This is a genomic window from Superficieibacter sp. BNK-5, assembly GCF_047456055.1.
Lineage (GTDB): Bacteria > Pseudomonadota > Gammaproteobacteria > Enterobacterales > Enterobacteriaceae > Superficieibacter.
On record NZ_CP179893.1, the window covers coordinates 2,129,092 to 2,150,094 of the forward strand.

Below are 21,003 nucleotides of genomic sequence, written 5' to 3' on the forward strand. Positions count from 1 at the left end.
ATGAAACCCACAATGATGACCTATATCCGCGAGGAGCCTGCTGCGCTGACGCAGATCCTGCGCGACCATGCACAGAAGCTCCAGGCCGTTAAGACGGTTGCGCAGACGCGCGCGATCAACCGCATCCTGATCCTGGCGACCGGATCGTCGCTGAATGCGGCGCTATGTGCACGTTACTTCTTTGAACAGCAGTTTGACATGCTGGTAGAAATCAAAGAACCGTATAACTTTACCCACTATGAGCGCATTGATCCGCATACCGACATGGTGATTGCGGTATCGCAAAGTGGTAAAAGCGCCTCGACGCTTGAGGCCGTGCGCAAGATCCGCGCCGCCTCGCTGCCGGTACTGGCCCTGACCTCCGATCCGCAAAGCCCGATAGCGCGGGAGTGCGATCAGATTATCGACATTAATACCGGCATTGAGACCGTCGGCTTCGTTACCCGTGGCTTCAGCGCGACGGTGCTCAACCTGCTGCTTATTGCGCTGACGATTGCCCGGACGCAGGGTAAAGCGACGGCGCAAGCGTGTGCCGACTGGCTCGCCGCACTGGAACGTCTGATTGATGCGTTGCCTGCGGCGATCGAACAGACGCAGGCGTTTATTCAACGGCATCAGGAGACGCTACGCACAGGCTCGCGGTTCGTCGCGGTCGGCTACGGGGCGCTTGTTGGGGTGGCGAAGGAGTGTGAAACCAAGTTTACCGAAACCGTGCGAGTTCCCTCCAGCGGGTTTGAGCTTGAGGCGTATATGCACGGGCCGTATCTGGAGGCGAATCGCGAGCATGTGATGTTTTTTATCAGCGATCGTCACGATCCGCGCAGCGAGGCGCTGCGGACATATATGGCCCCGGCGGTGAAAAAGGCGTTCTCTTTGACGCTGGAAGGAGACCAGGATGACGATAATACGCTGGCGCTGAATTGTCCGCTCGATCATCACCTGGCACCGCTGTTATTAATTGTCCCGATACAAATTCTGGCCTGCCACATTGCGGCATTAAAAGGGATCGATTTATCCGTCCGGATATTCGACGACTTTGACCGGGTATTAAAAAGCAAAATCTGAATAGTCAGGAGATAATATGTTAGGGTTTAATCAGGACGAGTACCTGACCAGTGCTCGTGAGATCGTTGCTGCGCGCAAACAGGCGGAGCAGGCGGCTGAAGATATTCATCAGGCCGGATTCAGTAATGTATTCTTTGCCTCCGTAGGCGGTTCGCTGGCCCCGATGATGGCGATTAATGAATTTGCCAAAGAAGTCACCACGCTGCCGGTATATGTAGAGCAGGCGGCGGAATTAATCAGCAAGGGCAGTAAAAAGCTCAATAAAGATTCGGTAGTTATTACCCTGTCGAAATCCGGCGATACTAAAGAATCGGTAGCGATTGCTGAGTGGTGTAAAGCGCAGGGTATTCGCGTAGTCGCTATTACCAAAAATGCCGGGTCGCCGCTCGCGCGTGCCGCTACCTGGCATATTCCGATGCGCCATAAAAATGGCGTGGAATATGAATATATGCTGCTTTACTGGGTATTCTTCCGCCTTGTGGCGCTTAATGGTGAATTTGATGACTATGACCGTTTCGCGCAACAGCTGGAATTACTACCGGAGAATTTACTACAGGCGAAACGTGAATTCGATCCGCGCGCCGCGGAAATTGCCCGCCAGTATCATAACAGCGATTATATGATGTGGATTGGCGGCGCAGAGATGTGGGGGGAAGTCTATCTCTTCTCAATGTGTATTCTGGAGGAGATGCAGTGGAAACGAACCAAGTCTGTCTCTTCCGCTGAATTTTTCCACGGCACGCTGGAGCTGCTGGAAAAAGACGTGCCGCTGTTCCTGGTGAAAGGCGAGGGCAAATGCCGGGCGCTGGACGATCGCGTGGAGCGTTTCGCGCAGAAGATCACCGGGCATCTGGTGGTCATCGACCCACGTGATTACCCGCTGAACGGGATTGATGACGCCTTCCGCTGGATCCTTGCGCCCTGCGTGGCCTCAACGTTGCTGGTCGATCGTCTGGCGGCGCACTTTGAACATAATACCGGGCACGATTTGAATATTCGTCGTTATTACCGGCAGTTCGATTATTAACCGAGATTGCCCGGCGTTTTCCGCGCCGGGCAACTTTTTTCCGAGGAGGCTCGTAAATATCTTTACCCGAAATGGACGTGAGGGTGAGTACAAAAACATATCCGCCAGCGCGATCTTGCCGGATTACTCGAGCAACTGGTCACGCTATTATTGCCGGGATATACTACGCACAGGCAACTAGTAACCTTGTTTAACTATATCGGTCAGTACGGCAGCACCCTGGATGCTGGCACCTTTTTCCGCCAGCTGGCGCGCCGTTTACCGCAACATGAGGAAACGTTGATGACCATTGCTGAACAGCTGGAGCAGAAGGGCCGCGAGGAAGGACGCGAGGAAGGCCATAAAGAAGGCCGCCGCGCGGAAGCGCTGAGGATCGCCCGTAATCTTCTGTGTGATGGCGTAGGCCAGGAAAGTGTGCTGCGCGCCACGGGCTTAAGCACCAGCGATTTACAACACCTTTTGCCGCAGTAAGTAAACGCCCGGCAGGTAGTTCCCGCCGGGCGGCAAAGTCAGATTATCCTTCCGATTTAACCACTTTGATATCCACCATCCCAATCCCCAGTTGACGTGGAGAATGGCCGAGAATATTGCCCTCGTTAGTGGACTGCGGTTCTGGCGGGACAATCACCAGCGTTTTGCTGCGCGACGGATTGTCAAAATGCAGCGTGGTGGTAGAGACCTCATTACTTAAAGTCAGTATCTGCTCTTGATTGCCCACGCGTACCGGAATGGGACGATTAGCGTTGGGTCCCCAGGCCTTCGCGGTGATCACCAGATCGAATTTCTCCGGCAACGGCGCTTTGTACTCAATCTTCACCTCTTTGCCGAGCTGTGCGTTGGACCAGCGTCCCCAGGACTCCGGACGCGAGATGCCGCTGAACTGCTGCACCTCCTCCGGTGCGCCTGCCACGTTAAAGACAAAGCTGTCGGCTTTATAACGGATATCGTTATCGACGATTTTGAGCAGATCGACGTTGTGCTTGTAGCGATCGGTATCGATCACCGTGTCTTTGAAAGCCGTTTTTCCTTGCCACTGGGCTTTATCAACGTGCTGTACCTTTTGCTCTCCCCCCAACTGGCCCTGCGAAACGCACCAGTCGGTTGAGAGTGCCAGCTCAGGTGCCCATAGCTGCGCCATTTTATAGCAGCGATCGACCCAGACGAAGTTGTCACGCGGGGCAAAGTCCGCCAGCTGGAAGCGCAATGGTGCAGAGTATTCACTCTCCGGTAGCGGCTCGACGCGTTTATCCGAAATACGCAGTAACAGCGGTAGACGGAAATGCGTACCCGAGAAGGCGATAGTCTTTTTCTCGCTGTCGAGGGTAAATTCTTTCATCTCTTTGGGGAATTTCCATAGCCGCACGATATCGGGCTTCCAGCCCATCACTTTCTCTTTCATATTCAGGAAGACTTCGGAAAGCGACTCCCCGGACAGGCTACTGCGCCCGAGACCGATAAAATTATCGCCACCCATAATATCCAGCACCGTTGCGCCGTTATCCATGGTATTGCGTTTTACGCCCGAGACATCCTGCTGGGGCTTATCGCCGCGCAGGATAAAAAACAGATCGTTACGATCCTGTTTATTCAGGTACTTCCAGGCGGTGTTATTCATTGCCAGATGATCGGACGAAACGACAATCACCGTGTTTTTGAACCACGGCGACGCTTTAATTTTTTCGATGAGTGCGGCGATGTGTTCCTGGCTACAGCTTACGGCGCTGAACGACTGGTTCGGTTTACCGTCGTACTGGTAGCTTTTACGCTTACAGGTGCGGGAAATAAAGCCGTCAGGGTGATGGGTATCGACGGTGAGGGCAAACAGCGAGAAACGCTTACCGCTGCGGGAAAGCTCCTCGAATTTCTTCCAGGTTTCATCCAGCACGGTGTCATCGTAAAAGCCCCAGTCGTTGCGGTAGCTCGGATCGGCAACGGTGGTTTTGAGTTCTTCTGCGCCGTAAAGGTGATCGAAGCCGTGGGATTTCAAAAACACATCTTTTCCGGCAAAGCGCAGGTTGGCCCCCTGCATGAAATAGTTTTCATAGCCGGAGTTTTTCAGGATGTCGCCGAGGCAGATATTCTGCGGGAAGAAGCTGGACACCGAAGCCGATGCATTGCCTTCAAACGGGGCAAACAAAGGAATACCGCACTGGGAGGCGACCATACCGGCAATCGTGTAGTCGGTGCCGGGCAGTTGCGCAGTATGGCTAAAGTCGATGCTTTCTTTTTTTATGGCGCCGAGTTCAGGAGCCAGATCGGGAAAAGCCTCTTCATCAAAATAGGTGCGTTCCAGACTCTCGCCGTAAATATAAACCAGGTTCAGCTTCGGATTGGCAATGCTTTTCGCCGGTTCTTTGTACCAGTCGGCAAAATCCGGATCGCCGTCGCGGGATTGCGATTTTACCAGTTCGGTGATCTGATGAAACGCGGGACTGGCGTCAACCGAAGCCAGCGCCAGCACCAGTGCGAGCAAACTGTATCCCAGATGATGCGGATGATGACGGCGGCGGCGTAATACCCAGCCGAGCGCGAAAAACACGCCGACCAGCGCCAGTATCAGGCCAACACCCGGCAAAATATATTTGCTGATGCCTGCGCCGGTGAGGCTATTGGTCAGGGTATAGAGGACCGCATCGTTAATGCCGTCGCCGGTAAAGTAATCGCTGGCGTAAAGCGTGATATTTAATACGACAAACACGCCCAGTACCGCCAGCGTGACGGCAAACCACCAGGTATTACGGCCAGCTTTCCAGGCGTAAATCACCACGGAGGCCAGGAACAGAGCAATAGAAATGAGTTCTGACAACGAGGTATCCTCAACAGCGCCAGGCCCACCTGGCTTAACATCGTTTTTAAGCGCCTACAATGTAATGGTGTTGCCGCATTGCTGCAATTATGGCGTCATAAAAATGTGCTGTGGTTCGGAATTCGCCTGAAAGGGGCGTTTTACGATGGTTATCGCATTATTGTGCGGCAGGAGGAAATAGCCGCGCAGTTGCTGGCGCGGCCACAGAGGAAAATCAGGAAAGGAAGTTAACGCCCTGTTTTAATACTAAATCGCAGGCTTTGGTTTTCACCTTCTGAGCCAGCGGCGTATCACCGAGATTGCTCAGGTTAAGCTGCTCGCCATTTTTGGTGTTCAGCAGACCCTGAATACCTTCCAGATAGTTGGTATCTTCTTTCTGTTCCTGCTGATTTAAGCCTAATTTATCCAGCACCTGATTTTTGATGTTTTCGGTGCTGGTTACCGAGGCCAGTTTCTGTTTGGCGCAGTATTGCAGGATCCCCGCGGCGTTATTCATTGTGTCAGCGCTTAATGCCTGATTACCACCGTTAAGCAGACTTCCCAGCGAAGAGAGCTGGTTACCATTCTGGCTGTTTAACTGGCTGGCCGCACTGGAGAGTGAATCCTGCCAACTGGCGGCATGGGAGAAGCACGCGGCGCTGAGGAGTGCGCCGCAAAGCAGAGATTTTGCAGATTTCATAGTCATACTCACGTTGAAACAGGGCCGATTTCTTCTGAGTATACCTCGCCTGCGGGCAAGAATTATCTCAATACTCTTTGCCTGTCACGCGGCTGCGGTAGCTGTCCCAGTTGAAGATCACCCACAGGCTGTTGCCAAGACGCATTCGGTCCATAACGCGTTCGCCGAGCAGTTTGTTCATCTCTTCAATGTTACTATTAGTTAGCATCCCGGTCGGGCGTTTGGAAGAGGAACGGCGATCGACGATCTGATTAATGATCACTTTTTCATAGCGCGATTCGTTCTGCATACCAATCTCATCGATCACCAGCAGATCGACACGACTCAGATCGGTGAGCAGTTGTTCTTCGCTCGTTTCCCGATTACCGAATGAGTCTTTCATCGCCGACATGATATCGGCTACCGTAATGATCAGTACCGATTTGCCGCGCAGCAGCAACTCGTTACAGATCGCCGCTGCAAGATGATTTTTACCGGTGCCGGGCTTGCCGGAAAAGATGAAGCTGGCGATATTACCGTCAAACTCTTCAACATACTGCCGCGCCTTGGCCAGCGCGTTCATTTGCCCTTCGTTTTCCACGCGGTAATTTTCAAAAGAGCAGTTTTGATGCAGAGGACGAATGCCGGAACGGTTAAAGGTTCGCTGCATTTTCATCGCCCGATTTTCACGTTCTATGGCGGCGGAGCGGATGTCCCCCTGCTCCTTTTGCCAGGCCAGCAGTTCTTCACCCGTTTTGAATGCGGGTTTAACGTGCGATGGCATCACTTTCTGCAAACGTTTCATTAATTCGCCGACGTTTTTCATGTTCAACCTCTGAAGCCGGGGGGGATATGATCGTCTGGTTCACTCAGGCTATTGATATCACGTTTTACCGTCCCGCCACTACTGGCCCGGCTTATTTGCACGCTACGCGCCAGTTTTTGCTGCCACTGGACATGATGGAAGACTCTGCCTTCGGCCTGCCAGTAAGCGATAAACGAGGCCAGTTCTTCTGCCGTGACGGGCTGAGACAGGGCGATGCCCCATAAGGCCGCAAGGCGCTGGAAATCTGCATCCGGTTGCCAGTCGGAATACATGGCGAATTTACCCATCGGCACGGCCACCGGTGCGGCGGCCGGCTCTTCATACAAACGCTCGTCCAGCGTAACATCGCTGCCCGGGCGCGCCAGTTTAGCCTCCAGTGCCAACAATTGCGCCAGACGGGCAGGGGAGAGCGCGTAAAACGCCGGGGCGTTATTGGCAAATACCGCGACCGCCTGCCCCTCTGCCTTTGCCAGCACGCTGGCATAATTCTGCATAAAGGCGTCGATACCGACAACATCAGGCGTCAAGATTCTGGAAGACATACGCTATCTCAATACATAAAAGGGGCGACTGGGGTAATAATGGCACATAGTAACACAGTGCATCGGATGGCTGGCAGGCGGCGAAGGGATTAAAAAAGCGTACTGGTATCCCGGCTCAATAAGGGGAAATGCCGGGATTGGGTTCCCGGTGGGAGGCCCAACCCGGTGGTCGCCCCGATGACTACGGAGCGTTTAATAACCGCCTGCTTCAATGGCAACTTTCAGGCTTATGCGACGATATTCAGCGTCACGTCGATGTTGCCACGGGTCGCATTAGAGTACGGGCAGACAATGTGCGCCGCATCGACCAGTTTTTTCGCTTCAGCCTGATCCATCCCCGGCAGATGAATATTGAGCGTCGCTTCAATGCCAAAGCCGGTCGGCAGCGGACCGATACCCACCTCACCTTCTACAAAAGCATCTTTCGGGATGGCGATCTTATCGCGACCGGCAACAAACTTCATGGCACCCAGGAAGCAGGCAGAGTAACCCGCCGCAAACAGCTGCTCTGGATTGGTTGCTTCAGCACCGGCACCGCCCATCTCTTTCGGTACCCCCAGTTTGACGTCCAGAAAACCGTCTGAAGAGGTGGCACGGCCGTCACGGCCCCCGGTTGCTTTGGCTTTGGCGGTATAAATCACTTTTTCTAAAGACATGGCAGGTTCCTCATTGTTGTTCACTATAAAATAGCGTGCGATTTAAATGGTGCCTTAATCCTGCGAAACGCAGGATTAAATGCGATGTAATTGTTCACGGAGATCTTCAAGTTGCTGCTTGAGCGTCGCCAGTGAATCAGTGTCGCAGGCGAGGGCGCAACCCACCGAATCCGGTATATTTTGTGCCTCCTGCTCCAGTTGGCGACCGTTCTCGCTTAATGTCACCCTCACCTGACGCTCATCCTGATGCGAACGCTGGCGCTGCAACAAGCCTGCCACTTCCAGCCGCTTCAGTAATGGCGTCAGCGTGGCCGAATCCAGAAACAGCTTTTCGCCAATCTCTGATACGGTAATGTCATCTCGCTCCCACAACACCAGCATAACCAGATACTGTGGATAGGTCAGATTAAGCGGTGCCAGCAACTGCCGGTAGAGCTTATGCAGCGCCAGATTAGTAGAATAAAGCGCAAAACAGAGCTGATTATCCAGATGCAGCGGTGAGTCCGAAGACCGGGTCGATGTCGTTTTCATCCTTTCAATATAGATAGCGCACAATTTAATTGCAAGCGATTATAAACATCGCCTCTGAGAACTTTATTACACCCGTGGACGCTTTCGATAGAGCCACAGACCGGGGATCGACAGCCCGATGGAAAGCGCACCCACAATAGAAGACGCCTTCAGAAAATTGGTCAGCAGCATAATCATTAGATCCTCTGAATAGCCAAAGTGACTAATTTTCACCGCCGAGATCATAGCGGTATACGCCGAAATACCGGGGAACATAGGGATCACCGCTGCCACAGTGAAAATTTTCGGGTGCGCCAGATACCAGCGCGACCAGCGAATACCGATCGTCCCCACCAGCATCGACGCCATAAACGTTGACCACTCAATATTAAAACCGGCAGTAAACATCACCATTCGCGAACCATGTCCAATAGCGCCCAGTAGCGCACACCAGGGAAGCGCCCGGTGAGGCACGTTAAACACCATCGCAAAGCCAACCGCAGGGATAGCGGAGAGGAGCATGTCCTGTATTAGCGCCAGCAGAAAATCGATTACGCCCATCCGCGCAGCCCCCATAATGTCAGTGCCATGACCACGCCAATACAGGTCGCCAGGGTTAACAAACTGGCGATGGCCCAGCGGGCAAGCCCGGTATTAATATGTCCTTTAAACATATCCGCCACCGCGTTAATCAGTGGAAACCCCGGCACCAGTAGCAGAACGCTGGCGGCCATGGCGACGCTCGGGGTGTCACGGAACAAAGGCAGTCTCAACAGCAATCCGGAAACAGTAGTGGCGACAAAGGCGGTAATGCAGAAGTTAATTTGTGGATGCAGAGAGCGATGGGTCAACACCTGGCGCACATACATGGCCACCGCGCTGGCGCAAAAGGTGATAAAAGCACCATCCCAGCCACCGTTATTCAATTTACAGAAGCAGGCACAAGAGAGTCCGACCATCACCACCAGCAGCCAGCGCGGATAACGTAGCGGTTTAATATGGCTGAACCTTTTTTCAACATCACGGTAATCCAGCAGCTTATGTTCCGCCATAATGACAATATGCTGAACTTCGGTCACCACATGCATATTAATACCGCGATCGCTATTTTTACGTGTCGAAGTCAGGCAGAGACCGTCTTTAATCGTCGTTAAAACGATGGCATTAGAGGAGATCGAACTTTCAACGCTGTCCATTCCCAGTGCGCGTCCCAGACGCGTTGATAGCTCTTCCACTAATGCGCTTTCCGCGCCGTGCTGCAATAGAAAAAGCCCACATTGAATACATAATCGCGTAATGGTTCGTTGTAATGACTGATCAACTTGCATGGATCGCCCTGAAATGGAAAAAAGGAAAAATGCAGCGCATAAAACTGTTTTACCATGAAGTGACTATGCGATGGCTGTGGCTAAGATCAAAAAACGTGCAAAAAATCCCCTGTTCTGAAATCGGACTTACTGCAGCGGCAGATCAGAAAGAGAGTGCCTGAGATGGCGAGCGGTGTTAAAGTAGCAAACTCGCTTTTAAAAAAAACAGTAAATATTTACTTAATGAATGCTTTTAGTTTTTCTTAAAAAACATTTCTTTTTTTCTAATTTGAAACAGATTAATTTTTTTTTGGTGTTGTGAGATATTTACGAGGTTCACATTATCCTGCGAAAGGTATAATGTAATACAAGAAACTGTTGTATGTTGTTAAATGTACAATAATGGACACTTACAGGGAAGAGAAAGATTCACTAAGTTGCATATGAATATATAACTTTTATTTATTCATATGGATGATGTATGCGGTCATAAAATAAAGTGATTCTTCGACAGGATGCGGAGGTTATTTGTATGGTATCAGGACATTGCAAGTATGGAGTCATTATCAGCAAGATACCGGTAATGCAAACCGGACTCAGCGGGATAATGGAACTGCATTTCCCTGACTATGAACTTACCTCATGTCAATCTCCTGAAGAGTTAACGCTTTTCCAGCTTCGCCGTGCCGCCCTGGTTCTGGTCGATCTTTCTGGTGAGTTTCGCCATGCCCGCACCATCTGTGAGCAGTACTATGCATTAATATCGCAATACCGTGATATTCACTGGATATTTCTCGTTTCCCGCTCCATTTACCCTTTAGCCGTCGAATTTTTAATGCGTCCTGAAAGTACATTGCTTTCCGATGCAGAGCCTGTCGATCACGTGGTCAAAGCGATTCATGCGGGTGGGCTTTCTGCAGAACGTATCAGCCAGACACTACTGGCGGCAGAGACGCAAGAAACCGTTGGCGAAGAAGAATCCCTGGCTGTGCTGACGCTGTCTGAACGTAAAGTGCTGCGTCTTCTTGGTAAGGGCTGGGGAATTAACCAGATTGCGGCATTACTGAAAAAAAGCAATAAAACCATTAGCGCGCAAAAAAATAGTGCAATGCGCCGTTTAGCGTTACGCAGCAATGCGGAGATGTACGCATGGATAAATAGCGCACAGGGAATGAAAGAGCTGAATTTATTTTCAGCCTATGGAGATTCAATCGAATGGAAAAAAGCCCCGCAAAGCGACATGTCGCTATCGTAGAACCTTGCAGAATGACCGAAGTTGGGCTTCGTCATCTTTTTGGAACGGCGTCTACTAATAGCTATACGATACATTTTTTTAGAGACTACGTTGAGTTGAAAAAGGCGCTCAGCACGCGTGGTTTTTTTTCAGTCATTTACTCACTTTCAGGCAGCAGGGAACAGCGGCGTGAAGGACTGATGCTGTTAAGTGAGTTGAGTCAACTGTATCCAAAAACGCAGAGGATCATGCTGGCAAATGATGAGCGTGAAGCCCGCCTGGTCAGTCACCTGGCCCCGTCAGGCTTACATGGCATTATCAGTAAAACGGCACCTCTGGATGTATTACAGGCCCAGTTGGTTACGCTGCTGCGCGAAACCCGTCGGGTTAATGTAAATGCCCATAATCACTGGTACGTCAGCAGTTCCCGGATGCTCAGCCCAACGGAACGCGCCATTCTTCAGTTTATGGCTTACGGGTATTCCATGCCTGAAATTGCCGCGCAGCTTGAGCGCAACATCAAGACGATTCGCGCGCATAAGTTTAATGCCATGACCAAACTGGGCGTAAGCTCTGATATGGGGTTGTTGCACGCGGCGGATATTCTGATCAACATCCCGCTTGCGGGTGAGGAATGTGCGCTGGGGGAAGGCTCCATCGTCGCGCATTAAGGCCACACGACTCTGGCAAAGGACACCCTCCTTTGCCAGTTTTCTCTACAGACAAACATCTACCCAGGTTGCATCAGTCAACTGGGCCATGCGCTCCGGCGCGATCCTCACCGCACTATGAATTGCGCCTGCGGCGGGTAAAACCTCCTGGTATTGTCGCAGCGAGATATCACAATACACAGCCAGCGGATTTTCCAGCCCAAAAGGGCAGACGCCGCCCACCGGATGACCCGTCAGGATGACGACTTCATCGCTACTTAGCATCCGTGCTTTCGCACCAAATACCGATTTCAGTTTTTTATTATCCAGTCGTGCATCGCCTTTCGCCACGACGAGAATCACTTCATCTTTGATTTTAAGCGATAGCGTTTTCGCAATTTGCCCCGGCTCAACACGGTGAGCGGCAGCGGCAAGCGCCACGGTGGCAGTACTTTGACTAAGTTCAATTATTTCAACATCGGGCGCGCGATCGGCAAAAAACTGTCGCACAGATTGCAGACTCATGAGGATCTCCTGACTATTATCCGGTTTAATCTGTCACATACGCCAGGTCAATGTAAATAACCACCCTCGGATGTCATGAATATTGAGATTTATCGATCCCCTTCACATTCGCTGCAACCGGTTACAGTAACCGGTTGCAGATTGGCGAAATGCAGTTTATTACTACGGCTGTAACTTCCACTGTATTGAAATAATAAGAGCCGTGCATGATTAATACCTTTGTGAACCAACGCGCTGGAAAATTGTTCGGCATGGAACCGCGCTCACAGGGCGACAGCATGTACGGCTATAAAATAAGGGCCGCTATGCTTACGTCTATAGCCTGTCAGGAGGGCTGCTATGTCTGCTAACAATGCTGCGTTTAATCTGATATTCCGCTTCGTTGAAAACTACGTGAGTCCCATCGCTGGGCGCGTTTCTGCGCAGCGTCACGTCATGGCAATCAAGGATGGTTTTATTTCCGCCATGCCATTTATGATTGTCGGATCGTTTTTACTGGTTTTTGTTTACCCACCGTTCTCTCCGGATACCACCTGGGGGTTTGCGCGTGCGTGGCTGGATCTGGCAAAGCAGTATGAAAGTCGTATTCTGACGCCGTTCGATATGACGATGGGCATTATGTCGATTTATATCTGTGCGGCTATTGCCTATAACCTGGGTAAACACTACGAGAAAAAATTCCAGCTTGATCCCTTTATGGGCGCGATGCTGTCTATTATGGCCTTTCTGCTGGTGGCTTCACCAAAAACGAACGGTACGCTGCCGGTAGATAGCCTCGGTGGCACAGGGATTTTCACTGCAATTCTGGTCGCAATTTACTGTGTCGAAGTGATGCGTTTTCTGAAAGCGCGTAATATCGGTATTCGTCTGCCGGACGCCGTGCCACCGATGATCAAAAACTCGTTTGACCTGCTGATCCCGATTCTGGTGGTGGTAGTGACGCTTTATCCGCTGAGTCTGTGGCTTCAGAGCGAGTTTGGTATGCTGATCCCACAGGCGATCATGTCTATCTTTAAACCGCTGGTTTCAGCGGCGGATTCCCTGCCGGCCATTTTGCTGGCGGTATTGATCGGCCACCTGCTGTGGTTTGCGGGTATTCACGGTGCGGCGATTGTCTCCGGGATGCTGCAAATGTTCTGGCTGACTAATCTGGGCATGAACCAGAGTGCGCTGGCACAAGGTGCTCCGCTGCCGCATATCTTTATGGAAGCGTTCTGGACGTTCTTTATCGTGGTGGGCGGCTCCGGCGCAACCATGGGGCTGGTGATTTGCTATCTGCGTAGCCGCTCTGCCCACTTACGTTCGATTGGTCGCCTGAGTATCGTGCCAAGTATTTTCAACATCAACGAACCGGTGATTTTCGGCACCCCTATCGTGATGAACCCGGTGTTCTTTATCCCCTTCCTGCTGGCTCCGATGGTTAACGCCATTCTCGCCTGGGGCGTGATGAAGATGGATTTGATTGGTCGGGTTATCTCTGTCGTACCATGGACAGCGCCCGCGCCAATTGGTGCCGCATGGGCACTGGGCTGGGACTTCCGGGCCGCGCTTCTGGTCATTGTGCTGGCAATTGTCTCTGCAATCATTTATTTCCCGTTCTTTAAAGTGTACGAGAAACAACTGCTGGAGCAGGAGGCACAGGAAGCCGCACGTATAGAAGGGGAACAGGTCGCATAACAGAAACATCGCCCGGTGGCGCAAGGCTGCCGGGCGAGTTATTTGGTCAACGTGCAGTCGCCGCACCGCTGGACATCCGGCAGGCGATAACGCTGACAGCAGGTACGACGTACCAGCAGCCCGTCGCGCGGAACCACGGTACGCCACAGCGGATTATCGCTGCCATCCGCAAGTGCTTTGCTGAAGAAAATATGCTGGCGGAGCGTCTCCGTCAGCGCATTGCCCAGCAGCGGTTTCATCTCACCCAGATACCAGTTAATCAGATAGCCGGTATTACTCCAGATAAGCTTGCCGTTAATTTCCCCTGTCGCTTCCAGGGCGTTGACTACCGGCATTAACGCCTGAGTCACCAGCTTTTCTATACGTCCGACAGGGGAGAGCGCTGAGCCTTGTGGATCTTCAATAACATCAATCCAGAAGCAGGCCGCACGGCCCGTCTCATGAAACTCAACGTGAAAATGTTCAGGTGAAAGGTCAGGTGCGTTTTGGCCGGTCAGCAGGGCCAGCATCAGCGGTGGGACCAGTAATCCGAGATACCATTGTGCCCACAGCGAAATCAGCGGCTTGTCTTCACGGGGCAGCAAGGGTTGATTGCGGTAGATATGATCGCCATAGATTGCCAGCAGACGGCTTAACGCTGCCGGACGCGACCAGGTCGCCAGTGTCATCGCATGGACGGGAGGCAACTCATCAAGCCGGATGAAATCGAGCATATGCGCCCGGTTTTCCGCGATCGTATTGCGTATAGCTTCCGCCAGCGTTGCTCTTTTCTCTGTAAAAGAGGGCAGCCAGATGACATCTTCAATGATCGGTGCGGAACGATAGGCCATATGCAAAGAAAGACAGGAATCTAAATGATAATGATTTCCAATCCTAGCTATAGATAAACCCAATCGCAACTCTTTTTCACCTCGTGAACGCGGCTCAGGCGAAGCGAATTTGGTCGCTGCTCAGAATATTGTTACGCCCCAGATGCTTAGCTTCGTACAGCGCCTTATCGGCATTTTCGAGGGCGAGATCGACCGCATTACCTTGCAGGTCAGCAATACCAATACTGACTGTGACATTGGTCGCAACGCTTTCGTTAAACATATGCGGTATTTTCAGATCGTAGACTTGCTGGCGGATCCGCTCGGCGGTGTCCCTGGCCCGCGCTGCATCGATATTTGTCACCAGTACCATAAACTCTTCCCCGCCGAAGCGGGTGACAATATCACGCGAGCGCACGGCGTCACGTATCGCCGCGGAAACGCGGATCAGCGCCTGGTCACCCATCATATGCCCATAGTGATCGTTGTAGGCTTTAAAATGATCGATGTCGATCAGCAGCACGTAGTGCTGCCCGGAGTCGGGTGTCAGAAGAGTATCAAGGCGGTTTTTCAGGCCGCGCCGGTTATACAGCCCGGTCAACGGATCCAGCATGCTGAGATCGTTCAGCGTCTCCCGCTCTTCCAGCAGTTTATACATCAGGCTTTGCGCAAAGTGGTCATTACGCTTCTGAATAACGTGCTGAATCGCAATCCCCACCATCGGCAGGGCGAAGCAGTACACCATCCGCGCCCACAGCTCGCCGTCATTGAGCCACAGACAGGTTAAAAAAATTGGCAGAGAGTGCAGGGTGAAGGCACTAATGTTATTGGGAAACGAGATCGTGCCAATAAATAGCACACTTAATAAGGCAATAATCAGATAGCTAAAATCTGACGGGTCGATCTGCGCATATTTAATAGCGACATGCCACGCCCACAGGCAACCCGAGACTATCGAGATAGCATCTATATTTATTTTCTTATGCGGGTGCAGGAAATGCCATACCAATAGCCCTGAGCTTACCAGGGTAATAATACCAATCGGCAGCGTCAGCGCGCGCGCATTATACAGCGGACTGAGGATGATGAAGATGGTTGAGACTATGTTCAGGAACAAAAAAAGCCGCAGTGAAAGCTGATATTTCTTGTTCTTCAGGGACCGCCATGTGTGTGCTGTCATATCAGTAATTCGTTATTTTACTTAGGGTTAAAAGTGTACATCGCCAAAATGAAAAATAACGCGCGTGAAAACAGGCGCAAATATCAGGTATTCATGGGTCTCGTTTTTAGGGCGCACAATTTATCACCTTAAGGAATGTCTGTCATTACCGCGAAAGTAAATGTACGGCTGCTTTTTTAATTAGCGCTGACAAATGAGAAAATATGCCATATGATATTGGTTATCATTATCACTGTGAGAGGCGGGAGCATGTTGCAGCGAGCGCTGGGAAGTGGCTGGGGGGTGTTGATCCCTGGCATTATTATTGCGGGTCTGACATTTGCCGATCTGTCTATGAGTGCCTGGCGCGGGTTAATTGTGCTGGGGCTGTTGCTAACGTCCGGTATGATCTGGCACAAGCGGTTGCGTCATTTTGTTCTGCTGCCGTCGGGCATTGCGCTGATAGGCGGTATTATGCTGGTGATGATGAATCTGAAGCTTATGGGATAAGGAAAGAAGGGAGAAGGTAAGATATCTGGTGCGAGGGGGGGGACTTGAACCCCCACGTCCGTAAGGACACTAACACCTGAAGCTAGCGCGTCTACCAATTCCGCCACCTTCGCACAGTCATCTTACTTTTTTTGATATCGCCTCGTTGGTGCGAGGGGGGGACTTGAACCCCCACGTCCGTAAGAACACTAACACCTGAAGCTAGCGCGTCTACCAATTCCGCCACCTTCGCCCAGTGCGAGCAATATCAACGTGGATTATGGTGCGAGGGGGGGACTTGAACCCCCACGTCCGTAAGGACACTAACACCTGAAGCTAGCGCGTCTACCAATTCCGCCACCTTCGCATACCATCGACACTCAAAAAGTATCGTTACCACGGAGGCGCATTCTAGATGTTTTCAACTTTTCGTCAATAGTTAATTACGCAGGATGATTTGATTGCTGCAAAAACGGTCATTTATAGACAGCGGTCGCAGGCCGGATAAGCGAAGCCCCATCCGGCGTTAACAGCGTGGGTTAGCTGGCCATGATTACTTTTTTGCCTGACGCGTCATGATCGCACGATACACCTTAAAACGCCCCGTCTGCGCGAGCACCTCATGGAAGCCGAAGGTTTCATCCAGCGCCTGCGGATAAGGCAGGAAAGCGTTAGCCACAATCCGCAATTCGCCACCGCTATTTAAATGGCGTACCGCACCGCGAATCAGGGTTTGTGCGGCTTCGAAGCTGGTCTGCATCCCGTCGTGGAACGGCGGGTTGGAGATAATCATGTCAAAACGTCCCGTCACTTCAGAGAAGACATTGCTGGCAAATACCTCGCCTTCCAGTTCATTGGCAGCAAGCGTCGCACGGCTGGCTTCTACCGCCGGAGCGCTGACATCACACAAGGTCAGACGCACTTTAGGCGAGTGGCTGGCGAGCACCGTTGCCAGCACGCCTGCACCACAACCGACATCCAGCACTTTACCTTTCGTGTGCGGGGTGAGCGTGGAGAGCAGAAGCTGGCTGCCTGCATCCAGACCGTCGCGGCTAAAGACGCCCGGCAGCGTTTTGATGGTCAGATCGTTAAGAGCGTACTCATTCCAGAACGCCTGTGCATCAAACGTCGGCTGTTTTTCCAGACGACCGTGATACAGACCGCAGCGGCGCGCGCTGTCAATTTTGTTAAGCGGAGCCAGATCGGCCAGCATCTGCTCGGCGCTACGCACGCCGCTGCGGTTTTCACCGACCACAAAAATATCGGTGCCGACGGGGAGCAGGGAGAGCAGATTCATCAACTGGAACTGCGCTTCCGGTTTATTCTTCGGCCAGTAGTAAATCAGCGTATCGCAGTCGGCGACATCCGCGGCTTCAGCCACCAGGCTGAAACGCACGCGGTCGCCCATCTGGCGATCCAGCACCTGCCAGTGATGATACATTTGCGTATGGGCGCGGCTGAATGCCGTTTCAAGGCGAGCGGGCAGGTCATCCTGCAAATCACCGGCAAAAATTATACGGCTCTGTTCGAAATCATCACTGTGGCGCAGCAAGACTTCACTTGCCGGGGTAAAAGCAGACATGAAAGGTTCCTCTATTGTACCTGACGGCGATTATAGAGGTTTGTTGGCGCAGTTTCGACGAATTTGCTATATTTGCGCCCCTGACAGACAGGAGCGTTCCCCTATGACAACCCGACGAGAGTGGCAATTACAGCAACTGGGGATCACCCGGTGGTCGCTGCGCCGTCCCGGCGCGCTACAGGGTGAAATCGCCATTACGCTGCCAGCGCATGTACGTCTGGTGATGGCTGGCAACGATCTGCCCGCGCTTAACGAGCCTTTAATCCGCGATATTCTGCGGGCCTTAGCCCTGACGCCCGATCAGGTCCTGCAACTGACGCCGGACCGGGTTGCCATGTTGCCTGAAGGCAGTCGCTGTAATAGCTGGCGACTGGGCACCGACGAGCCGGTGTTGCTTGAGGGCGCGCAAATGGCAACACCGACCTGGGCTGATTTACGTTCTAATCCGGCGGCCCGTGCCGCGTTATGGCAACAAATTTGCACCTATGAACACGATTTCTTTCCTCAACACGACTGATCTCCCCCGCGCCTGGGACATTGAAAAACGCGCCCATGCTTTTCCGTGGAGCGAAGCCACCTTTGCCAGCAATCAGGGTGAGCGTTATCTCAACTACCAGCTTATTACTGAGGGAGAAATGGCGGCATTTGCCATCACTCAGGTGGTGCTGGATGAAGCGACGCTGTTCAATATTGCCGTCGACCCCGCGTTTCAACGCCGGGGTTTTGGCCGCGAACTGCTGGAACACCTGATCGATGAGCTGGAAAAACGCGGCGTCGTCACGCTGTGGCTTGAGGTGCGCGCCTCGAATGCCGCCGCCATTGCGCTGTATGAAAGCCTGGGCTTTAACGAGGCGACGATCCGCCGCAACTATTACCCCACCGCCGACGGGCGGGAAGACGCAATAATAATGGCGCTGCCAATAAGCATGTAACAGAAGGTGAAATGATGAAGTGGGACTGGATATTTTTTGACGCGGACGAAACGCTGTTTACCTTTGATTCGTTCGGCGGCTTACAGCGGATGTTTCTCGACTACAGCGTGACCTTCACCGCAGACGATTTTCAGGACTACCAGGCCGTTAATAAACCGCTATGGGTGGATTATCAGAACGGTGCCATCACTTCACTACAGTTACAGCATCAGCGTTTTCAGGGCTGGTCCGAGCGTCTTAGCGTTCCGCCGGGCGATCTTAATGCCGCTTTTCTGAATGCGATGGCGGAAATCTGCGCGCCGCTGCCAGGCGCGGTGTCGTTGCTTGATGCGCTGCGTGGTAAAGCGAAGCTTGGCATTATTACCAATGGCTTCACCGCGCTACAGCAAATTCGTCTTGAACGCACCGGCCTGCGCGATTATTTTGATCTGCTGATCGTCTCTGAAGAAGTGGGCATCGCCAAACCCGATGCGCGCCTCTTTGATTACGCGCTGGCGCAGGCGGGCAACCCGGATCGTTCGCGGGTGCTGATGGTGGGCGATACCGCCGAGTCTGATATTCGCGGCGGCATCAACGCCGGGCTATCGACCTGCTGGCTGAACGCGCACGGTCACGTCCTGCCATCGGACCTTCAGCCGACCTGGACTGTCACCTCATTACGCGAACTGGAGCAGCTCCTGTGTAAACATTGATTGTCTGACCGATGCTCTTGAGTACAATAGCCGCAATTTTCGTATTTTACGCTGCGTGGCCTGCTGCCGCGCACTTACACAGAAGATGTTAACTATGACGTTGTCTCCTTATTTGCAAGAGGTGGCGAAGCGCCGTACTTTTGCCATTATCTCTCACCCGGATGCCGGTAAAACGACCATCACTGAAAAAGTGTTGCTGTTCGGACAGGCGATCCAGACCGCCGGTACGGTGAAAGGCCGCGGCTCCAGCCAGCATGCCAAATCCGACTGGATGGAAATGGAAAAGCAGCGTGGGATCTCGATCACCACCTCGGTGATGCAGTTTCCGTATCACGACAGCCTCGTGAACCTGCTGGATACCCCAGGGCACGAAGACTTCTCGGAAGATACCTACCGCACGCTGACGGCGGTGGACTGCTGCCTGATGGTCATTGACGCCGCGAAAGGGGTAGAAGACCGGACCCGTAAGCTGATGGAAGTTACCCGTCTGCGCGATACGCCGATCCTCACCTTTATGAACAAGCTCGACCGCGACATCCGCGATCCGATGGAACTGCTGGATGAAGTCGAGAACGAACTGAAAATCGGCTGTGCGCCGATCACCTGGCCTATCGGCTGCGGCAAATTGTTCAAAGGTGTTTACCACCTTTATAAAGACGAAACTTATCTTTACCAGACCGGTAAAGGTCATACCATCCAGGATGTCCGTATTGTTAAGGGGTTGAATAACCCGGATCTGGACGCGGCGGTCGGCGACGATCTGGCGCAGCAACTGCGTGATGAACTGGAACTGGTTCAGGGCGCGTCGAATGAGTTCGATAAAGACCTCTTCCTGGCGGGCGAAATTACCCCGGTCTTCTTCGGCACCGCACTGGGTAACTTTGGCGTCGATCATATGCTGGATGGTCTGGTGGAGTGGGCGCCTGCGCCGATGCCGCGTAAAACCGACACCCGAGAAGTGACGGCGGCTGAAGAAAAGTTCACCGGCTTCGTCTTTAAGATCCAGGCCAATATGGATCCGAAACACCGTGACCGCGTGGCCTTTATGCGCGTGGTTTCTGGTCAGTATGAAAAAGGCATGAAGCTACGTCAGGTGCGTATTGGTAAAGACGTGGTGATCTCTGATGCCCTGACCTTTATGGCTGGCGACCGCTCACACGTTGAAGAGGCGTATCCAGGCGATATCATCGGCCTGCATAACCACGGCACCATTCAGATCGGCGACACCTTTACCCAGGGCGAGATGATGAAGTTCACCGGTATCCCGAACTTTGCGCCGGAACTGTTCCGCCGCATTCGCCTGAAAGATCCGCTGAAGCAGAAACAATTGCTGAAAGGGCTGGTGCAGCTCTCGGAAGAGGGCGCGGTGCAGGTATTCCGCCCGATCGCCAACAACGATCTGATTGTTGGTGCAGTCGGTGTTCTCCAGTTTGACGTGGTGGTGGCCCGTCTTAAAAGCGAATACAACGTAGAAGCTATCTACGAATCGGTTAACGTGGCGACCGCCCGCTGGGTGGAAAGCACGGATGTGAAGAAATTCGAAGAGTTTAAACGTAAGAACGAACTTCACCTCGCACTCGACGGTGGCGATAACCTCACGTATATCGCGCCGACGATGGTCAACCTGAACATCACCCAGGAGCGTTATCCTGACGTGCAGTTCCGTAAAACTCGCGAGCACTAATCTCTACGCCTTGCCGGGCGCGGCAGCCGCCGCGCCCGTTACTTTCCCTGCCTTATTAATCCCTTGCGGAAATATCTTAATTCAACGCTTTTTCGCTTCGAATGGTCTTTTTTTAGTCATCTGCGCAAGCGGAATTACCATTGTGATCTATATTTAACAAAGTGATGACAAGT

24 protein-coding genes and 3 tRNA genes are annotated in these 21,003 nt (G+C 52.4%); 12 read left to right on the forward strand and 15 right to left on the reverse strand.

The window, feature by feature from the left end:
• From ACMGGS_RS10210 to ACMGGS_RS10220, 3 genes are all read left to right on the forward strand, one after another.
• Positions 1-1,065, forward strand: coding sequence for an SIS domain-containing protein (locus ACMGGS_RS10210; RefSeq protein ID WP_414165966.1), 1,065 nt, complete (start codon positions 1-3; stop codon positions 1,063-1,065).
• A gap of 16 nt (positions 1,066-1,081) precedes the next feature.
• On the forward strand, positions 1,082-2,092 hold the full coding sequence (locus tag ACMGGS_RS10215) for an SIS domain-containing protein (protein ID WP_414165967.1): 1,011 nt from the start codon (positions 1,082-1,084) through the stop codon (positions 2,090-2,092).
• 99 nt (positions 2,093-2,191) lie between these two features.
• Complete coding sequence (locus tag ACMGGS_RS10220) at positions 2,192-2,563, forward strand: Rpn family recombination-promoting nuclease/putative transposase (RefSeq protein ID WP_414166239.1); 372 nt, start codon at positions 2,192-2,194, stop codon at positions 2,561-2,563.
• 43 nt (positions 2,564-2,606) lie between these two features.
• Here the strand turns inward: ACMGGS_RS10220 and opgB are convergent, their stop codons facing one another.
• From opgB to ACMGGS_RS10260, 8 genes are all read right to left on the reverse strand, one after another.
• Entirely contained in the window at positions 2,607-4,898 is a 2,292-nt protein-coding gene (opgB, locus tag ACMGGS_RS10225; RefSeq protein ID WP_414165968.1) for a phosphatidylglycerol--membrane-oligosaccharide glycerophosphotransferase, read from the reverse strand.
• Between the two features lie 214 nt (positions 4,899-5,112).
• The gene (locus ACMGGS_RS10230) at positions 5,113-5,577 is read right to left on the reverse strand and encodes a DUF2501 domain-containing protein (RefSeq protein WP_414165969.1); all 465 of its coding nucleotides are present in this window, start codon (positions 5,575-5,577) and stop codon (positions 5,113-5,115) included.
• Positions 5,578-5,644: 67 nt separating this feature from the next.
• Positions 5,645-6,382, reverse strand: coding sequence for a DNA replication protein DnaC (gene dnaC / locus ACMGGS_RS10235; protein WP_414165970.1), 738 nt, complete (start codon positions 6,380-6,382; stop codon positions 5,645-5,647).
• 2 nt (positions 6,383-6,384) lie between these two features.
• Complete coding sequence (gene dnaT / locus ACMGGS_RS10240) at positions 6,385-6,924, reverse strand: primosomal protein DnaT (protein WP_414165971.1); 540 nt, start codon at positions 6,922-6,924, stop codon at positions 6,385-6,387.
• A gap of 227 nt (positions 6,925-7,151) precedes the next feature.
• On the reverse strand, positions 7,152-7,580 hold the full coding sequence (locus ACMGGS_RS10245; protein WP_414165972.1) for an organic hydroperoxide resistance protein: 429 nt from the start codon (positions 7,578-7,580) through the stop codon (positions 7,152-7,154).
• A 75-nt stretch (positions 7,581-7,655) separates the two neighbouring features.
• A complete protein-coding gene (locus ACMGGS_RS10250) occupies positions 7,656-8,111 on the reverse strand; it encodes a MarR family winged helix-turn-helix transcriptional regulator (RefSeq protein ID WP_414165973.1) in 456 nt (151 codons plus the stop codon).
• 66 nt (positions 8,112-8,177) lie between these two features.
• Complete coding sequence (locus ACMGGS_RS10255) at positions 8,178-8,651, reverse strand: threonine/serine exporter (RefSeq protein ID WP_414165974.1); 474 nt, start codon at positions 8,649-8,651, stop codon at positions 8,178-8,180.
• A complete protein-coding gene (locus tag ACMGGS_RS10260) occupies positions 8,642-9,418 on the reverse strand; it encodes a threonine/serine ThrE exporter family protein (RefSeq protein ID WP_414165975.1) in 777 nt (258 codons plus the stop codon). Before ACMGGS_RS10260 ends, ACMGGS_RS10255 begins: the two co-directional genes overlap by 10 nt.
• Here ACMGGS_RS10260 and ACMGGS_RS10265 point away from each other — a divergent pair.
• From ACMGGS_RS10265 to bglJ, 3 genes are all read left to right on the forward strand, one after another.
• Complete coding sequence (locus ACMGGS_RS10265) at positions 9,400-9,579, forward strand: hypothetical protein (RefSeq protein ID WP_414165976.1); 180 nt, start codon at positions 9,400-9,402, stop codon at positions 9,577-9,579. The genes ACMGGS_RS10260 and ACMGGS_RS10265 overlap by 19 nt on opposite strands.
• Before the next feature lie 350 nt (positions 9,580-9,929).
• Complete coding sequence (locus ACMGGS_RS10270; protein ID WP_414165977.1) at positions 9,930-10,652, forward strand: helix-turn-helix transcriptional regulator; 723 nt, start codon at positions 9,930-9,932, stop codon at positions 10,650-10,652.
• An 11-nt stretch (positions 10,653-10,663) separates the two neighbouring features.
• Positions 10,664-11,302 (forward strand): DNA-binding transcriptional activator BglJ, encoded by a 639-nt coding sequence (gene bglJ, locus ACMGGS_RS10275; RefSeq protein ID WP_414165978.1) that lies wholly within the window; start codon positions 10,664-10,666, stop codon positions 11,300-11,302.
• Positions 11,303-11,347: 45 nt separating this feature from the next.
• On the opposite strand, the gene ACMGGS_RS10280 is transcribed toward bglJ, so the two are convergent.
• Entirely contained in the window at positions 11,348-11,806 is a 459-nt protein-coding gene (locus tag ACMGGS_RS10280) for a YbaK/EbsC family protein (protein WP_414165979.1), read from the reverse strand.
• Between the two features lie 339 nt (positions 11,807-12,145).
• Here ACMGGS_RS10280 and ACMGGS_RS10285 point away from each other — a divergent pair, with 339 nt between their 5' ends.
• Entirely contained in the window at positions 12,146-13,483 is a 1,338-nt protein-coding gene (locus tag ACMGGS_RS10285; protein ID WP_414165980.1) for a PTS sugar transporter subunit IIC, read from the forward strand.
• A 38-nt stretch (positions 13,484-13,521) separates the two neighbouring features.
• Here ACMGGS_RS10285 and fhuF read toward each other — a convergent pair whose 3' ends face one another.
• Together fhuF and ACMGGS_RS10295 are read right to left on the reverse strand one after the other, a co-directional pair.
• Positions 13,522-14,313, reverse strand: coding sequence for a siderophore-iron reductase FhuF (gene fhuF / locus ACMGGS_RS10290; RefSeq protein WP_414165981.1), 792 nt, complete (start codon positions 14,311-14,313; stop codon positions 13,522-13,524).
• Between the two features lie 94 nt (positions 14,314-14,407).
• Complete coding sequence (locus tag ACMGGS_RS10295; RefSeq protein ID WP_414165982.1) at positions 14,408-15,472, reverse strand: GGDEF domain-containing protein; 1,065 nt, start codon at positions 15,470-15,472, stop codon at positions 14,408-14,410.
• Positions 15,473-15,682: 210 nt separating this feature from the next.
• Between ACMGGS_RS10295 and ACMGGS_RS10300 the strand changes: the two genes are divergently transcribed.
• Positions 15,683-15,961 (forward strand): DUF1435 domain-containing protein, encoded by a 279-nt coding sequence (locus tag ACMGGS_RS10300; RefSeq protein WP_414165983.1) that lies wholly within the window; start codon positions 15,683-15,685, stop codon positions 15,959-15,961.
• A gap of 26 nt (positions 15,962-15,987) precedes the next feature.
• On the opposite strand, the gene ACMGGS_RS10305 is transcribed toward ACMGGS_RS10300, so the two are convergent.
• The 4 genes from ACMGGS_RS10305 to rsmC form a co-directional block, all read right to left on the reverse strand.
• Positions 15,988-16,074 (reverse strand) — tRNA-Leu (locus tag ACMGGS_RS10305).
• 33 nt (positions 16,075-16,107) lie between these two features.
• A tRNA-Leu gene (locus ACMGGS_RS10310) sits at positions 16,108-16,193 on the reverse strand.
• Between the two features lie 28 nt (positions 16,194-16,221).
• A tRNA-Leu gene (locus tag ACMGGS_RS10315) sits at positions 16,222-16,307 on the reverse strand.
• Between the two features lie 186 nt (positions 16,308-16,493).
• Positions 16,494-17,522: a 16S rRNA (guanine(1207)-N(2))-methyltransferase RsmC gene (rsmC, locus tag ACMGGS_RS10320; RefSeq protein ID WP_414165984.1), complete on the reverse strand. Its 1,029-nt coding sequence runs from the start codon at positions 17,520-17,522 to the stop codon at positions 16,494-16,496.
• Positions 17,523-17,625: 103 nt separating this feature from the next.
• Between rsmC and ACMGGS_RS10325 the strand changes: the two genes are divergently transcribed.
• The 4 genes from ACMGGS_RS10325 (at position 17,626) to prfC (ending at position 20,830) form a co-directional block, all read left to right on the forward strand.
• The gene (locus ACMGGS_RS10325) at positions 17,626-18,039 is read left to right on the forward strand and encodes a DNA polymerase III subunit psi (protein WP_176920251.1); all 414 of its coding nucleotides are present in this window, start codon (positions 17,626-17,628) and stop codon (positions 18,037-18,039) included.
• Positions 18,008-18,454 carry a ribosomal protein S18-alanine N-acetyltransferase gene (rimI, locus tag ACMGGS_RS10330; RefSeq protein ID WP_414165985.1) on the forward strand — a complete coding sequence of 149 codons (447 nt, stop codon included), beginning with the start codon at positions 18,008-18,010 and terminating at the stop codon, positions 18,452-18,454. Before ACMGGS_RS10325 ends, rimI begins: the two co-directional genes overlap by 32 nt.
• A gap of 14 nt (positions 18,455-18,468) precedes the next feature.
• Positions 18,469-19,146 (forward strand): pyrimidine 5'-nucleotidase, encoded by a 678-nt coding sequence (yjjG, locus tag ACMGGS_RS10335; RefSeq protein WP_414166240.1) that lies wholly within the window; start codon positions 18,469-18,471, stop codon positions 19,144-19,146.
• Between the two features lie 94 nt (positions 19,147-19,240).
• A complete protein-coding gene (gene prfC, locus ACMGGS_RS10340) occupies positions 19,241-20,830 on the forward strand; it encodes a peptide chain release factor 3 (protein WP_414165986.1) in 1,590 nt (529 codons plus the stop codon).
• Positions 20,831-21,003: the final 173 nt, after the last annotated feature.

Bases quoted from the DNA above. Each gene is read 5' to 3' on its own strand.
- ACMGGS_RS10210 (WP_414165966.1), top strand. From the start codon at position 1: ATGAAACCCACAATGATGACCTATATCCGCGAGGAGCCTGCTGCGCTG.
- ACMGGS_RS10215 (WP_414165967.1), top strand. From the start codon at position 1,082: ATGTTAGGGTTTAATCAGGACGAGTACCTGACCAGTGCTCGTGAGATC.
- ACMGGS_RS10230 (WP_414165969.1), bottom strand. From the start codon at position 5,577: ATGAAATCTGCAAAATCTCTGCTTTGCGGCGCACTCCTCAGCGCCGCG.
- dnaC (WP_414165970.1), bottom strand. From the start codon at position 6,382: ATGAAAAACGTCGGCGAATTAATGAAACGTTTGCAGAAAGTGATGCCA.
- dnaT (WP_414165971.1), bottom strand. From the start codon at position 6,924: ATGTCTTCCAGAATCTTGACGCCTGATGTTGTCGGTATCGACGCCTTT.
- ACMGGS_RS10245 (WP_414165972.1), bottom strand. From the start codon at position 7,580: ATGTCTTTAGAAAAAGTGATTTATACCGCCAAAGCCAAAGCAACCGGG.
- ACMGGS_RS10250 (WP_414165973.1), bottom strand. From the start codon at position 8,111: ATGAAAACGACATCGACCCGGTCTTCGGACTCACCGCTGCATCTGGAT.
- ACMGGS_RS10255 (WP_414165974.1), bottom strand. From the start codon at position 8,651: ATGGGCGTAATCGATTTTCTGCTGGCGCTAATACAGGACATGCTCCTC.
- ACMGGS_RS10265 (WP_414165976.1), top strand. From the start codon at position 9,400: ATGACTGATCAACTTGCATGGATCGCCCTGAAATGGAAAAAAGGAAAA.
- ACMGGS_RS10260 (WP_414165975.1), bottom strand. From the start codon at position 9,418: ATGCAAGTTGATCAGTCATTACAACGAACCATTACGCGATTATGTATT.
- ACMGGS_RS10270 (WP_414165977.1), top strand. From the start codon at position 9,930: ATGGTATCAGGACATTGCAAGTATGGAGTCATTATCAGCAAGATACCG.
- bglJ (WP_414165978.1), top strand. From the start codon at position 10,664: ATGACCGAAGTTGGGCTTCGTCATCTTTTTGGAACGGCGTCTACTAAT.
- ACMGGS_RS10280 (WP_414165979.1), bottom strand. From the start codon at position 11,806: ATGAGTCTGCAATCTGTGCGACAGTTTTTTGCCGATCGCGCGCCCGAT.
- ACMGGS_RS10285 (WP_414165980.1), top strand. From the start codon at position 12,146: ATGTCTGCTAACAATGCTGCGTTTAATCTGATATTCCGCTTCGTTGAA.
- fhuF (WP_414165981.1), bottom strand. From the start codon at position 14,313: ATGGCCTATCGTTCCGCACCGATCATTGAAGATGTCATCTGGCTGCCC.
- ACMGGS_RS10295 (WP_414165982.1), bottom strand. From the start codon at position 15,472: ATGACAGCACACACATGGCGGTCCCTGAAGAACAAGAAATATCAGCTT.
- ACMGGS_RS10300 (WP_414165983.1), top strand. From the start codon at position 15,683: ATGATATTGGTTATCATTATCACTGTGAGAGGCGGGAGCATGTTGCAG.
- rsmC (WP_414165984.1), bottom strand. From the start codon at position 17,522: ATGTCTGCTTTTACCCCGGCAAGTGAAGTCTTGCTGCGCCACAGTGAT.
- ACMGGS_RS10325 (WP_176920251.1), top strand. From the start codon at position 17,626: ATGACAACCCGACGAGAGTGGCAATTACAGCAACTGGGGATCACCCGG.
- rimI (WP_414165985.1), top strand. From the start codon at position 18,008: ATGAACACGATTTCTTTCCTCAACACGACTGATCTCCCCCGCGCCTGG.
- yjjG (WP_414166240.1), top strand. From the start codon at position 18,469: ATGAAGTGGGACTGGATATTTTTTGACGCGGACGAAACGCTGTTTACC.
- prfC (WP_414165986.1), top strand. From the start codon at position 19,241: ATGACGTTGTCTCCTTATTTGCAAGAGGTGGCGAAGCGCCGTACTTTT.